Annotated in this window: 15 protein-coding genes; 14 read left to right on the forward strand and 1 reads right to left on the reverse strand. The window is 40.3% G+C overall.

Annotated features, from left to right (window positions below; translation table 11 throughout):
• Positions 1 to 12: 12 nt before the first annotated feature.
• The 13 genes from NST66_RS03640 (at position 13) to rpiA (ending at position 10984) form a co-directional block, all read left to right on the forward strand.
• A complete protein-coding gene (locus NST66_RS03640) occupies positions 13 to 867 on the forward strand; it encodes a MurR/RpiR family transcriptional regulator (protein ID WP_033578206.1) in 855 nt (284 codons plus the stop codon).
• A gap of 14 nt (positions 868 to 881) precedes the next feature.
• Positions 882 to 1187: a PTS sugar transporter subunit IIB gene (locus NST66_RS03645; RefSeq protein ID WP_028412249.1), complete on the forward strand. Its 306-nt coding sequence runs from the start codon at positions 882 to 884 to the stop codon at positions 1185 to 1187.
• 80 nt (positions 1188 to 1267) lie between these two features.
• Positions 1268 to 2569: a PTS sugar transporter subunit IIC gene (locus NST66_RS03650; protein WP_033578207.1), complete on the forward strand. Its 1302-nt coding sequence runs from the start codon at positions 1268 to 1270 to the stop codon at positions 2567 to 2569.
• 54 nt (positions 2570 to 2623) lie between these two features.
• The gene (locus NST66_RS03655) at positions 2624 to 2890 is read left to right on the forward strand and encodes a hypothetical protein (RefSeq protein ID WP_033578208.1); all 267 of its coding nucleotides are present in this window, start codon (positions 2624 to 2626) and stop codon (positions 2888 to 2890) included.
• A gap of 16 nt (positions 2891 to 2906) precedes the next feature.
• Positions 2907 to 4223 carry a 6-phospho-beta-glucosidase gene (locus NST66_RS03660; protein ID WP_033578209.1) on the forward strand — a complete coding sequence of 439 codons (1317 nt, stop codon included), beginning with the start codon at positions 2907 to 2909 and terminating at the stop codon, positions 4221 to 4223.
• Position 4224: 1 nt separating this feature from the next.
• Entirely contained in the window at positions 4225 to 5370 is a 1146-nt protein-coding gene (anmK, locus tag NST66_RS03665; protein ID WP_033578210.1) for an anhydro-N-acetylmuramic acid kinase AnmK, read from the forward strand.
• Positions 5371 to 5387: 17 nt separating this feature from the next.
• A complete protein-coding gene (locus tag NST66_RS03670; protein ID WP_013055725.1) occupies positions 5388 to 5723 on the forward strand; it encodes a PTS lactose/cellobiose transporter subunit IIA in 336 nt (111 codons plus the stop codon).
• Entirely contained in the window at positions 5720 to 6808 is a 1089-nt protein-coding gene (locus tag NST66_RS03675; protein ID WP_028412254.1) for a DUF871 domain-containing protein, read from the forward strand. The genes NST66_RS03670 and NST66_RS03675 overlap by 4 nt, the downstream gene beginning before the upstream one ends.
• A 4-nt stretch (positions 6809 to 6812) precedes the next feature.
• Complete coding sequence (locus tag NST66_RS03680) at positions 6813 to 7706, forward strand: BadF/BadG/BcrA/BcrD ATPase family protein (protein ID WP_340843066.1); 894 nt, start codon at positions 6813 to 6815, stop codon at positions 7704 to 7706.
• 35 nt (positions 7707 to 7741) lie between these two features.
• On the forward strand, positions 7742 to 8656 hold the full coding sequence (murQ, locus tag NST66_RS03685) for an N-acetylmuramic acid 6-phosphate etherase (protein ID WP_098626060.1): 915 nt from the start codon (positions 7742 to 7744) through the stop codon (positions 8654 to 8656).
• 96 nt (positions 8657 to 8752) lie between these two features.
• Positions 8753 to 9511, forward strand: a complete 759-nt coding sequence (locus NST66_RS03690) for a carbon-nitrogen hydrolase family protein (protein WP_098626062.1) — start codon at positions 8753 to 8755, stop codon at positions 9509 to 9511.
• A 131-nt stretch (positions 9512 to 9642) separates the two neighbouring features.
• Positions 9643 to 10233, forward strand: a complete 591-nt coding sequence (locus NST66_RS03695; protein WP_047751546.1) for a hypothetical protein — start codon at positions 9643 to 9645, stop codon at positions 10231 to 10233.
• 82 nt (positions 10234 to 10315) lie between these two features.
• Complete coding sequence (gene rpiA, locus NST66_RS03700) at positions 10316 to 10984, forward strand: ribose-5-phosphate isomerase RpiA (protein WP_098113750.1); 669 nt, start codon at positions 10316 to 10318, stop codon at positions 10982 to 10984.
• 32 nt (positions 10985 to 11016) lie between these two features.
• Here rpiA and NST66_RS03705 read toward each other — a convergent pair whose 3' ends face one another.
• Complete coding sequence (locus NST66_RS03705) at positions 11017 to 11610, reverse strand: YdbC family protein (RefSeq protein WP_013055735.1); 594 nt, start codon at positions 11608 to 11610, stop codon at positions 11017 to 11019.
• Positions 11611 to 11746: 136 nt separating this feature from the next.
• On the opposite strand from NST66_RS03705, the gene NST66_RS03710 reads away from it, so the two are divergent.
• Positions 11747 to 13678, forward strand: a complete 1932-nt coding sequence (locus tag NST66_RS03710) for a hypothetical protein (RefSeq protein ID WP_340843067.1) — start codon at positions 11747 to 11749, stop codon at positions 13676 to 13678.
• Positions 13679 to 13737 lie beyond the last annotated feature (59 nt).

Genomic DNA, 13737 nt, shown 5'->3' on the forward strand with positions numbered 1-13737 from the left:
ATGGAGGAATTCATGCGCCAATTTTCCGTACTTACTTTAATCGATGCACAAATGAATCATTACAGTCCTGCTGAAGGAAGAGTAGCTGATTACGTGTTAGAAAATCCTACGACCACGTTGAACTTAACGACCAAACAGCTAGCTAAGCAGTGTCAGTGCAGCGAAGCTACGATTATCCGCTTTTGTCAGCGTGTAGGGATTAATAGTTTTAAAGAATTAAAGATTGAATTAGCAAAAGATGCCCATAAGGTGAATAACGAGCAGCTGCCGAATCTTCCGGTTAATTTTGAAGACGAGACCGAAGCTGTGCTTGAAAAAGTCATGAGCAAAAGTATGAGCGCACTTATGAACACGAGTCGTTTAGTGAGCTCTTCTGCAATTGATGCAGCTGCGGAAGCTATTCATAGAGCGAAACGAGTGTTTTTATACGGAGCAGGGGGATCATCTGTAGTTGCGCTCGATGCGCAGTATAAACTGCTTCGAATTGATATTTCAGCGCTGTTTTCATTAGATAGTCATGTTCAAATGGTGATGGCTACGAATATGACAAAAGATGACGTGCTGTTTGTAGTATCGACTTCCGGTCAAACAAAAGAAGTGGTGGAGCTGATGCAAATAGCCAAAGATAAAGGGGCAGCGGTTATTTTGCTAACGCAGCACGGATCATCTCCAGCTTCTAGATTAGCTGATATTCTGCTGACTATTTCAGTAGAAGAGCAGCATATTCGAATTGGAACGATGAGCGCTCGTATTGCTCAGCTAGCCATTGTAGATGCGATGTTTATACGGTTATGTATTCAAAAAGGCAATCAAGTGTTTGAACGCATAATCGATACACATAATGTAATTCAAAAAATCAAGAGGTAGGGGGAAACGAGAAAATGAAGGTATTGTTTGTATGTTCTGGAGGAATGTCAAGTGCGATTGTGGTGAAAGCATTAAAAACAGAAGCACAAAAGCACGGAACGGATATGGAAGTGCTGGCAATTGGGACAAATGAAGTGGCAGAGGAAATTCAAAAGGGCTGGGACGTTGTAATGGTTGCACCGCAGATTCGTCACCGGTTTAACGCAGTGAAAGCGGAAGCGGATAAAGCTTCTGTTCCATGCGGGCCCATTCCGCCGCAGGCTTATACGCCGCTTGGAGGTCCGACGCTTTATAAAACGGTTCAACAGCTCGTTAGCTAAGGAAAGCAGGTTTCTTCCTGCTTTTTAAATAAATAAGGGGTTTATTACACAAGGGGAGAATATAGAGGGGGAAAGGGTATATGAGCAAATTTGTGTCGTTTTTAGAGAACAATTTATCGGGACCCATGGCCAGGTTATCAGAACAGCGGCATCTTCAAGCCATTCGTGATGGTGTTATTTCCGCTTTGCCGTTTATCATTATCGGAAGTTTTTTCTTAATTTTAGCATTTCCGCCTGTGCCGCAAGATAGCACAATTGCGAAATGGGCAGCTGATAACAGCGCCAACATTTTAATACCGTATCGCGTAACGATGTTTATTATGTCTTTATATATAGCCTTTGGGATAGGGTATAACTTGTCCAAAAGCTATAATCTCGATCCGCTGTCAGGAGCACAAATTGCAGTTGCTGCACTACTTCTTACGGTGACTCCAAAGCTGATTGAAGAAGAAGGGTTTATGCTTCCAATGACCAACCTTGGAGGACATGGTTTATTTGTGACGATGATTGTATCGATTTTATCAGTCGAGATTCTCAGGTTTTGTAAAGCAAAAAATGTCACCATTAAAATGCCGGAGCAAGTGCCACCTTCAGTATCGAGGTCTTTTGAAGCGCTAATTCCAGTTGCGATTGTTGTTGTACTTATGACCATTATTACAATTGTTTTAGGTATCGATCTTCATCATTTAGTTGATAAACTAGTTGCTCCGCTTGTAGAGGCAGGAGATAGTTTAGCAGGAGTATTAATACCGGTATTCTTAATTACGTTTTTCTGGTCATTTGGTATTCACGGCGTCTCAGTTGTTGGGACAGTGGCACGGCCTGTATGGGAAGTATATTTAGCGAAAAATGCTGAAGCGGTAGCAGACGGAGCTTCAACGCTCCCGTATATTGCACCCGAAACGTTCTTTCAATGGTTTGTTTGGATCGGAGGATCTGGAGCAACGCTAGGCCTTGCTTTAGCAATGCTGTTTTTCTCAAAATCTAAATATTCAAAAGCGCTTTCTAGGACATCTTTTATTCCAGCGGTTTTTAATATTAACGAACCAATTATTTTCGGTTTGCCAATTGTCTTAAATCCTATTTTAATTATTCCTTTTATTATCATCCCGATTATTACAACGATCATTTCATACGCAGCAACGGCGACAGGCCTTATTACTCCAACATACGTAATGGTTCCTTGGACGCTCCCGGCGCCGATTGGGGCATATCTATCGACCGGAGGAGACTGGCGGGCGGTTGTACTGGTCGTTGTCAATATTGCTATTTCTGTTGTGATTTATCTTCCGTTCTTTAAAATGTACGACCGAAAGATGGTTGAAATGGAAAGAAGCGATGAAGCAACGGTTACACCATCCGATAGCTCAGTTCAAATGTAAAGAAAGAGAAGCCAACTTGTTTGGCTTCTATCTCTTTAATAGGAGTGAAGATCAATGTTTGTTCGATTTCGATATAAAACCGTGTTTTTATTTCTGTTGACCATGGTTCTTTGTAACGTTATTTTTACACCTTTGCTGCAGTATGCTGGTTTGTCAGCGCAGCATAGTTTATTTGCCATTACAAGTCTGTCAGCAGCTTTGCTTACAACATTTATTTCTATTCGGCTTTCAACAGCAGCTTTATCTAAAACCGCTGTTTGTATACGCTTTGTTTTGCTCGGGGCAGGGTGCACAGCCGTTACATATTTAGCCGTTTTTTAACAAGGAGGGACAAGGAATGAAAGTAGTGACAATAGGGGGAGGATCAAGCTATACACCTGAATTGGTCGAAGGGTTTATTAAAAGGTACAATGAGCTTCCAATTCAAGAGCTGTGGCTTGTAGATGTTGAAGAAGGAAAAGAGAAGCTTGAAATTGTAGGAGCACTTGCTAGAAGAATGGTCAAAAAAGCAGGTGTTGATATGGAAATTCATTTAACGCTTGATCGAAAAAAAGCGTTAATAAATGCTGATTTTGTAACGACACAGCTTAGAGTAGGCCAGCTTGATGCGCGTATTCAAGATGAACGCATCCCTCTTAAGTACGGAATGATTGGTCAAGAGACAAACGGGGCGGGAGGATTATTTAAGGGCTTGCGAACAATCCCCGTTTTGTTGAAAATTGCCGAGGAAATACACGAAATTTGTCCAAACGCCTGGCTTATTAATTTTACAAACCCTGCCGGTATGGTAACGGAGGCGCTGCTTCGCTACGGAAAGCATTCTAAAGTAGTAGGAGTCTGTAACCTGCCTGTACATATGACAAACTCAATCGCCAGCTTGCTTCAAATCGAAAAAGAAGATGTGCACATTGAATTTGCAGGGTTAAATCACTTGGTATATGGGCTGCATGTGTATGCAAAAGGAAAGGAAGTAACGCAAGAAGTCATTCAACTTTTAAGTGATCCAAAGTCTCAAGTAACAATGAGAAACATAGCTCCTATTCCGTGGCAACCGGATTTTTTGGAAGCTCTTGGCGTGATTTTATGTCCTTATCACCGCTACTACTATAAAACAAAAGAAATAGTAGCAGAAGAGCTTGTGGCCTTTCAGTCAGGTACTACGCGCGCTGAAGTGGTCAAAGTACTGGAAGGAGAGCTTTTTGAACTCTACAAAAATCCAAATCTAGAAACTAAGCCTCCGCAGCTGGAAAAACGAGGAGGCGCTTACTACAGCGATGCCGCATGTAATTTAATTTCATCCATTTATAACGATAAAGGTGATATCCAAACATTAAATGTAAGAAACAATGGCGCTATTTCCTCACTTCCAAACGAATCTGCGGTTGAAGTGAATTGCGTGGTAACAAAGCAAGGACCAGTCCCACTCGCTGTCGGTGAACTTCCGGTAGAAGTGAATGGACTCGTGCAGCAAATTAAATCGTTTGAACGAGTAGGAGCAGAAGCTGCGGTTACAGGATCTTACGAAAAAGCGCTGGTTGCCCTGACCATTAATCCGCTTGTTCCAAGTGACGAACTGGCTAAGGCGGTCTTAGACGAACTGCTTCAAGCTCATCGCAAGTATTTACCCGCTTTTTTTAAGGAAGTGAATGCGTAGTATGTATGCCGTTGGACTTATGTCAGGAACGTCACTGGACGGAATTGATGCAGCTCTTGTGGAGATTGAAGGAAGCGGCTATGGAAGTAAAGTTAAGCTTCTTCAGTTCATTACCATGCCGTTTTCACCGCCGTTAAAAAAAGAAATTGAACAGGCGCTTTCTCTCGAACATTCAAATGTACAGCTGATCTGCAGCTTGAATTTTAAACTTGGCTACGCGTTTGCAGATGCAGTGAAAAGAGTGTGCCAAGAAGCCGGGTTTTCTCTTGAACAAGTAGATGTCATCGGATCGCATGGTCAAACCATTTACCATCAGCCGTATGCTTCAGGAAATACAGCGATGTCTACACTCCAAATTGGAGAGCCCGCTGTTATTGCCTATGAAACTAAAACGAAGGTAGTGGCAAACTTCAGAGTGATGGACATGGCAGCGGGCGGGCAAGGTGCTCCGTTAGTTCCTCACACCGAACGAATTTTGTACAGCCACGCTGATCGTACAAGGCTGCTTCAAAACATTGGAGGTATTGGGAATGTAACGTTGATTCCGCCAAAACACTCTCCTATACCCGTAGTAGCTTTTGATACGGGGCCGGGAAATATGATGATAGATGAAGCGTGTCAGCAGCTTTTTCATGTTTCATTTGATGAAAATGGGTGTTTAGCAGCTGGAGGAACTATTATTTCAGAGCTTTTAGAAGACTGTATGAACCATGATTACATGAACCTTTCTCCTCCTAAATCGACGGGAAGAGAGCTGTTCGGTACACAGTACACAAGGAGACTGCTAGAGAAATATAGCAACCATAAAAAAGAAGATTTGCTAGCTACGATTACCATGTTCACGGCATCATCCATTGTACATCACTATGAAACATTTATTTTTCCTGCCTATTCTATTGACGAAGTGATTATTGGAGGAGGCGGAAGTTATAACAATACGCTGATGAATATGATTAAAGCCAAGCTAGGGAAGCGCTGCAGCGTGTATACACAAGAAGAAATAGGGATGTCTTCAGAAGCAAAAGAAGCCGTAGCTTTTGCGGTGCTCGCAAATGAAACACTTGCAGGTTATCCAAGCAATGTACCAAGTGCAACCGGTGCTTTGTCTCCTGTAATATTAGGAAACATTACGCCTGCACCACTATAAAAAAGGGGATGGAAGAAATGACAGAAGCAGCAAATATGGAAAATGAAATTTTTGAACTTATTGCATACGGAGGAAATGCTAGGTCACTGGCATATGAAGCGTTAGAAGCAGCTGAAGATTATGATTTTAATAAAGCTGACGAACTTTTAAAGCAGTCTCAAGAAGAGCTCAGCCATGCTCATAAAACGCAAACTGCGCTTATTCAACGTGAATTGAACGGAAAAACAATTGAAAAGTCGCTGCTTTTAATTCACGCACAAGATCATTTAATGACGGCTATTTCAGAGCAAAAATTAATTGAACATATGATTAAGCTTATTAAAAAATTTAAAAAAGAAGGCGAAAATCAATGAAAAAGCTAGGTATTGCGATTTATCCGGAACATTCGACTGTGGAAAAAGATAAAGCGTATATAGCACTTGCGCATCAATACGGATTTACCCGCATTTTTACGTGCTTGCTTTCTGTTGAAGGCGATCAGAAAAAAGTAATGGCAAATTTTAAAGAAATCATTGAGTTTGCCAATGAGCTAGAGATGGAAGTAGTAGTGGATATCGCTCCTCGCGTATTTGGAGCGCTTGGCATTTCTTATGATGATCTATCTTTTTTTCAAGAATTAGGGGCTTATGCTATTCGTCTTGATCTAGGCTATACGGGAAATGAAGAGTCCATTATGACCTTTAATCCATACGGCTTAAAAATTGAAATTAATATGAGTAATGCAACAAAGTATGTTGATAATATTTTAAGTTACCAGCCGAATCGAAAACAGCTATTGGGGTCGCACAACTTCTATCCTCATCGATATGCGGGATTGTCGTATGATCACTTTATGAAGTGTTCAGCGTTGTTTAAAGAACATAACCTTGAAACAGCAGCGTTTATTAATTCACCAAGCGCTACTTTTGGACCGTGGCCTGTTACTGAAGGGCTTTGTACGCTTGAAATGCATCGCACGCTTCCAATCGACGTGCAGGCTAAGCATCTTTTTAAAACGGGATTAATTGATTGTGCAATCATTGCGAATGCTTATGCATCGGAAGAAGAAATGAAGTCGCTGCGTGATGTTGTTCAGCAAGAGCGCTTTACCTTTAATGTGAACCTGTATGATACGATTACCGAGCTTGAGAAAAAAATTGTGCTAGAAGAGTTTCATTTTTACCGCGGAGACGTATCGGATTATTTAATTCGCTCTACGCAAAGTCGAGTAAAATATAAAAAAGAAGAATTCAAGCCTACGCATACTCCTTCCATTCGAAGAGGCGATATTTTAATAGAAAATGAACTCTACGGTCAGTACAAAGGAGAGCTGCAAATTGCGCTGTTAGACATGGAGAACTCAGGTAAAACAAACGTAGTAGGCCGCATTGCGGAAGAGGAAATTTTCTTATTAAATGAACTGCAGCCATGGGATAAATTTGCTTTTTGTGAGCGGTGATGAAATGGACTATATTATTGGTATTGACGGCGGGGGAACAAAAACAGAAGCCGTTGCGTACAGCTTAGACGGCCAACAGCTCGGTGCTTCAAAAAGCGGTTACGGCAATTTACTCATTAATTACAACACGGCTATTACTCATATTGATGAATGTATTATGGCGTGCAAAACTGAGCTTGCTGGTCATACATGCAAAGGCATTTCACTAGGACTTGCTGGAAGTAAAGCATTATCCAAAGAAGAAATAAAACGATATTTTTATAATCGTTATCAAGTAGAAGTAGGTTTATATGATGACGCCATGATTGCACATGAAGCACTACTGCATGGAAAAGAAGGGATTTTAACCATTGCAGGAACTGGAGCTGTCAGCATTGGTAAAAAAGATGGAGTGTATGAATACGGTGGAGGGTGGGGACACCTTCTTGGAGATGAAGGAAGCGGATATTGGATTGGTCTTCAAGCACTGATATTGCTGACGAAAGAGCATGATCAAAACCGTCCGTACAGCAGCCTTAGTCAGACAATCTTGCAACATGTAAAAGCAGACACCATACACGATATAAAAAAGTTTGTCTATTCATCTCCTAAATCAGAAGTTGCTTCACTCACTCCGCTTGTTGTAAATCAAGCGAGAAATTGTAAACAAGAAGCAAGTGACATTCTTCAACGGGCTGGAAAGAACCTTGCAAACATGACTCTTCATTTGTATAAGAAACAGCGGTTTGAAGGGAGCTGCTTGCTGGCATGCAAAGGCAGCATTTTAACGGAAGTTCCAGAAGTGTTTAATGTTTATAAAAAAACATGTGAAAAAGAAATAAACTATATCCAGTGGGCAACACAGCGAGTATCATCTGCTAAAGGAGCTTATCAGCTGTTCATGAAAGAGTATCAATAGAGAAAAAATGATCGTGGAAAAGGCAGGGGATCACAGTGAACTTAAATCATATCTTAACAGAAAAACGCAATCCGCAAACGTTAAACATTGATGAATTATCAAGCCTGGAAATTGTAAAAAAAATTAATGAAGAAGATCACCAAGTGCCTCAGGCAATCAATAAGGTGCTGCCTGTTATTGCTCTGTTAGTAGATGAAATTGTCAGTGCTTTTAAACAAGGAGGACGTCTGATTTATATCGGAGCAGGTACAAGCGGGCGGCTAGGCGTGTTAGATGCATCTGAATGTGTACCAACATTCGGTACACCTGCCGAACAAGTAATTGGGATCATAGCCGGGGGAGACAAGGCGCTCCGGCATGCGTTAGAAGGAGCAGAAGATAATAAGAAACAAGCGATAGAAGATTTGAAAGCGATTAATTTATCAAATAAAGATATTCTTGTAGGGATAGCTGCAAGTGGAAGAACTCCTTATACACTCTCAGCGCTTGCGTATGCAAACAGCCTGGGGGCAGTAACGGGCTGCGTTGTAAATTCTCCTCAATCAGCTATGGAACAAGAAGCAAAATATGCAATAGTAGCAGAATCAGGGCCGGAAGTTGTAACAGGTTCTACAAGAATGAAAGCCGGAACTGCTCAAAAGCTTGTTCTTAATATGCTGACGACCGCTTCTATGATTCAAATCGGTAAAGTCTACAGCAATCTAATGGTAGACGTACAGCCGACTAATGATAAACTCGTACAGCGTGCTAAAAATATTATTGCAGAACTAACAGGCGTCTCATCAGAAGAGGCAGCGGAAAGTTTACAAACATACAAAACGCCAAAAGCCGCTATCCTTGCGCTTCTTACTTCTATAGAAGGTGATGAAGTGCACCGGCTGCTTGATAAACATGACGGACATTTAAAAAAAGCGATTGGAGAAGCAAAGGAACAGCAGATTAAAGATTAAGCCGCCAGCAAATTAAATTATTTACGTAAAGATAAAAAACTCATGTTACGCTAGTAGCATGAGTTTTTTATGATGTTGGAAGTGGAGGAGCAATGAATGAAAATTGGGTTAGCGCAAGTGAGATTTCCAAAGTCAGCCGCAGAGGGTATAGCAACGGTAGAAAATTGTATGAAACAAGCAGCAGAAGAAGGATGTAACCTTGTATGTTTTCCAGAATCAATTGTGCCGGGACTTAGAGGAGTTGGTTTTGAAGTTGAGACATACAATCACGAAATTCAACAAAATGCGCTTTATAAAGTTAAGTTTCTTGCCAAACAGTTAAAGCTCAACGTAATTTTACCACTGGAATGGCGTGACGAACTTGGAATGCATTTAACTGCTTTTGTAATTGATGAAAATGGAAAAGAATTAGGGTATCAAACTAAAAATCAAATCGATCCAGCAGAAGATCAATTTGGTTATAAGCCTGGAAATGGCCGCCAGTTGTTTGAAATAAACGGCGTGAAATTCGGTATTGTTATTTGCCACGAGGGATGGCGCTATCCTGAAACTGTTCGATGGGCTGCTGTAAGAGGAGCAAGCATTGTGTTTCATCCACAGTTTACTGGTGAAGTACCAGATCCGAAGTTTTATGATTATGCAATGATTGCAAGAAGTACGGAGAATGGTATTTATTTTGCAAGCGTGAATTATGCCTTAGAGAACCAAAAAAGTACAACTTCTCTTCTTTCTCCAAAGGGTGAATGTTTGATAAAAGCGGAAGCTGAAAAGCAGGAATTACTAACGTATACGATAGAGCCCGGCAAAGCAAACCGGCTGTTAGCTCAGCGCTTGTTATCCAATTTACTATTGTAAAAAAGTTTATTTTTCTAGTTAAATTAGCATGTGCGCTCTGATAATCCTTTGGTTATTTCTCCTTATGACGATGTAAACATGAATATGGTATTATCGAAAGTTAAAGGGGTATTAAAAGGTGTGTGGAAACAATGGATCGAAAAAAAGCCGCATCAGTAGCTGGAGCATTGGTCATTGCCGTAGGAATTTGGCTGTTTCAAAGCGGGAAATTTAAAAGTGAAGCCCAGGCAGATAAGTTTACGAGTACGTTTTTGGTCGATCATGAACAAACAGACAATGGATTTGAATTATTTACTTCGGATACCAATCAATATAGCATGTGGTTTCCGCTTCAGTATGTTATTCATAAATCTTCTTATAAAAGCAGTGAAGATGAAAGTGAAGTATGGACAGCATCAACGAAGGAAAATGATTCATACAATGCTGGGAAAATAACGGCTTTATTTTCTAAGAAAAAAAGTAAAGCAGCTCAAAAAAAAATGGATGCGTTTCAGCCTGATTACATGTTAAAAGGTAAAAATGCAACGATTTATGTGAAAAAACAAACAAGAGATGGAAAGCATAGCATTTATCATGCTTATGTGAATGATGATTATTCAAGCAGGTATATTTACTATACGTTTGAACTCAGAAGCAGCGAACAGACAAACAGTACAAAACAGCAGTATTGGGTAGAAAAAATTCTTCTAAATACACAGTTTCAAAAAAACTCAGCTGAATAGTCAGCTGAGTTTTTTCGTAAGGATTCATAATGCTTTTGCTTTTTTATGTAAACGGGTACAATATGAGTAAGGAGGCCTTCGTATGATTGAAAAACAAGCAGTTGGTGAAAAAGCAGCACAATTTGTTGAAGATGGAATGATTGTAGGGCTAGGAACAGGTTCAACAGCTTATTATACAATTGTCAAACTAGGTGAACGAGTAAAAAATGGATTAAACATCAAAGCGGTTCCTACTTCTCAAAAAACAGAAGAACTGGCAAGGAAACTAGGTATTCCTATTGTTACCTTAGCAGATGTTGAATATATTGATATAGCAATTGACGGAGCGGATGAAGTGGATAGCGAGCTTTCTTTAATTAAAGGAGGAGGAGGCGCGCTGCTTCGAGAAAAAATGATTGCGTACGCAGCGAAGCGGTTTATCGTGATTGCGGATTCTAAGAAAATAGTGAAGACGCTAGGAGCTTTTCCTCTTCCTGTTGAAGTTATACGTTTTGGCTGGGAAATGACGGCGAAGCATATTCGCAGTGCAGGTTGTGTACCGCAGCTTAGGCTTTTAGATGATCATACGCCGTTTATCACTGATAACGGAAATTATATTCTAGACTGCCATTTTTCAGAAATTGAAAATCCTGCTGTGCTGGAAAAACAGCTTACAATGATTCCAGGCGTAGTAGAAAGCGGTTTGTTTGTAGGAATGACGGAGGAAGTCATTACCGTACAAAAACAAGAGGTTCATATCATAAAAAAATAGAAGCTTTGGCGTCGGGCCTAGGCTTCTATTTTTTAATTGGAAAGAACGTTCCAATTTTTCTCTAATTGATATATGTATTGAGACGCGTTCAGTACATTTGGATGAACGAAAGTATCAATTGTTTTTTGCGGACAAGCAGATCCGTATAATGAAAAAATGACAAGCTTGCTATGCTCGATTGGTGATACAACGTGAGATAAACAGCGATAAGAAGGATTTATCAAGCTTTTTACCATCTCATGAATATCTTCTTTGTCGTAAAAATCGACTTCAATTTCCGTCTTTACTAAATAACGGCTTTCAATGGCGCTGCTTCTATAATAATTGTAGCGTGCTCCGATGAAGTAGGACGGATCTGATGTTGAAACGTCCAAATTCGTATATGTTTGATCCTGCTTGCTTTTATAAAAAATAGAATCATGAGTATGCTTCATGAATTCTTGATAAGTTGTTCCATCTTCCCACAGAGCTAGAATACAAGCATCTGTTTCATCTTCCACGTTCCAACCCCCTAATTGGCCAATGAAACCATTCACGTGTGCAAGAGCAGCCCAATGCTGTTGCGTATATGAAAAAGATGCTTTTTTATCAGTCGGTATGCTGCATTTCACAATTTTTGTCAACATTCTCCCATCCCCTCAATTAATTACTTCGATAAATGCAGGAAAAATCCTTCTAAAAAGAGGAAAATGATAGACATATCCCCCCTTTAAAAGCCATACATTTCAAATAGGACAATGTTAGGGAAAGAAGGGGAAATGAATGAAAGTTTTTCGTGCAAAAGCCTGTCAGTCTCCTACGCGAAAAGGCTGGTCAATTATGTTTCAGCATCCGTTTAAAAAAGATGAAAGAGGAAGATCGCACCCGTTTGTTAAACGGTTTATGTATACAGAGCAACACGATGAAATTGACATGTTGGTTGAAGAGATGAATGAACTGCTGAGAGTGCAGGATTTTTGGACAAGTACTGCAAAAGGAAGAGCAAAAGCAAGGTATGATGAACGAGTAGTGAATGCTTTTTATAACGATATTGAAAAAAAGACAAGCGAACAAATTGACAGCGAGTATGAGTACGTTCATGTAATAGGAGAACAAGGAAGCGGCAAAACATCTTTAATCCGCCAGCTTCTTGGTATAAAAAAGGAGTGCGGCTTTCTAGGAATAGGCAGTAAAGGCGCTTATTCTGCTACGTATAAGGTGAAGGATTCCCAACACTATGAAGCTGCCGTCTCTTTTTTTACGCGAAGTGAAGTGCAAAGGAAAGTGGAGAATATCCTACTAAGAAGCGCTGAAGTGTATGCTGAAGGAGGCACGGATTATGACTTGGTCTTTGAGTTATTACACGGAGATTCCTCTTTTAATCTGCGCGCTCTTTTGGGAGATATTCCATACAAAGCCCGTTATTTTAATGATGATGTTCCTTTAAGAATGAGCGACGAAAATAGTTCATTCAAACAATTTGTAGATGCAATTAAACGAGAAAGTGAAACAGTAAAAGACGCTGTTGATCAAGAAGGAAGAGATTTTGCAGAGGTATGGCATAAGCGGCTTGAATGTAGGAAGATCACTGAGCAAATGCTTCTGGCAATTGAATCTCGGTTGAGAGAATACAAGGAAGGAACGTGGGAAATAGGAGAAGACGACTGGCCAATATCCTGCCGTCTCACAGCAAAAGAGCTGTCTTTCTTTGATCCGCTAACAAATGAAGAAGAAGAAAATAACGGACGCCTTATTTATCCATTGTTTCGTAGAATTGAAGTTTCCGGCCCTTTTTCTTTTAAAAAAGGGGTAGCGATTTGCGAGCATCTATCTGTTGAATATACGGGCACCATCCACGATTCTTTTAAACAAGCAGCTTCTATTTTATACGTACATCATGGGCTTAAAGAATTAGATATTCAATTTCTTCAGCAGCTCATCGTACATGGGCACGGTGCTAAGGTAAACGTTTGTGTTACACACGGAGATTTACTTACCTCTCCAAGCTGCCGTACGGGTTATGCTAAAAAACATGCCATGGCTAAAATGATAGATGGTGCGCTTAAAAGCGTTTCATCTCTTATGAGAAAGCAACTTTACTACTATTTAACAGTAGGGAATACGTCTATTTTAGAATGTGTACACGAAGAATCCGAAGAGAGTCACTTTCTATATAAAGACTTAAAGACAGCTTTAGTATCAGAAACGAGAAAAAAGCAGCAAGAGCTGCATCCTATTTATTTAAACTTGACTGTCTCGCAGGCTTTTTATGAAGCAATGGAGTCGCTGAACATTCCTTATATGGACAGAGAAACGTGTTTAAACATTTCCTTAGGAGAGAATGAAGGACCGGTACCAGCTATTGCGTCCGCCGTTATTTCATCTGTGTATGAGCATTTTTTAAGTCAGCCGTCTGGATGGTCAAGTACCTATCATTCGGTCACCGACCGACAGCAGGTTATTCAAGAGTTGGCAGGTGAGTTCGCAACCGTCGTTTATTCCTATTTCAACGAACAGCTGCTTGAAAATACCCGTAATGACTGGCTAGCTCTTTATAAAGAAAAAGAAGACGATCAGCCGTATAAATATAGCAGGGTCATAGAAAGTGTGATTCCTGCCAAAAACGATATCTATCAGCAGCAAATTCTTATGAGAACGGTTTATCAATTGATTAAGTATGTGGTAGAAAAGAAAGACGGCGTAATGGTTCATTAAGGAGTCCGTGTAAAAAGAGGTTTATAAATAAAAAAAACAGAGCCTGATTTCAGGCTCTA

Source organism: Priestia sp. FSL W8-0524, from assembly GCF_038005965.1.
GTDB lineage: Bacteria > Bacillota > Bacilli > Bacillales > Bacillaceae_H > Priestia > Priestia zanthoxyli.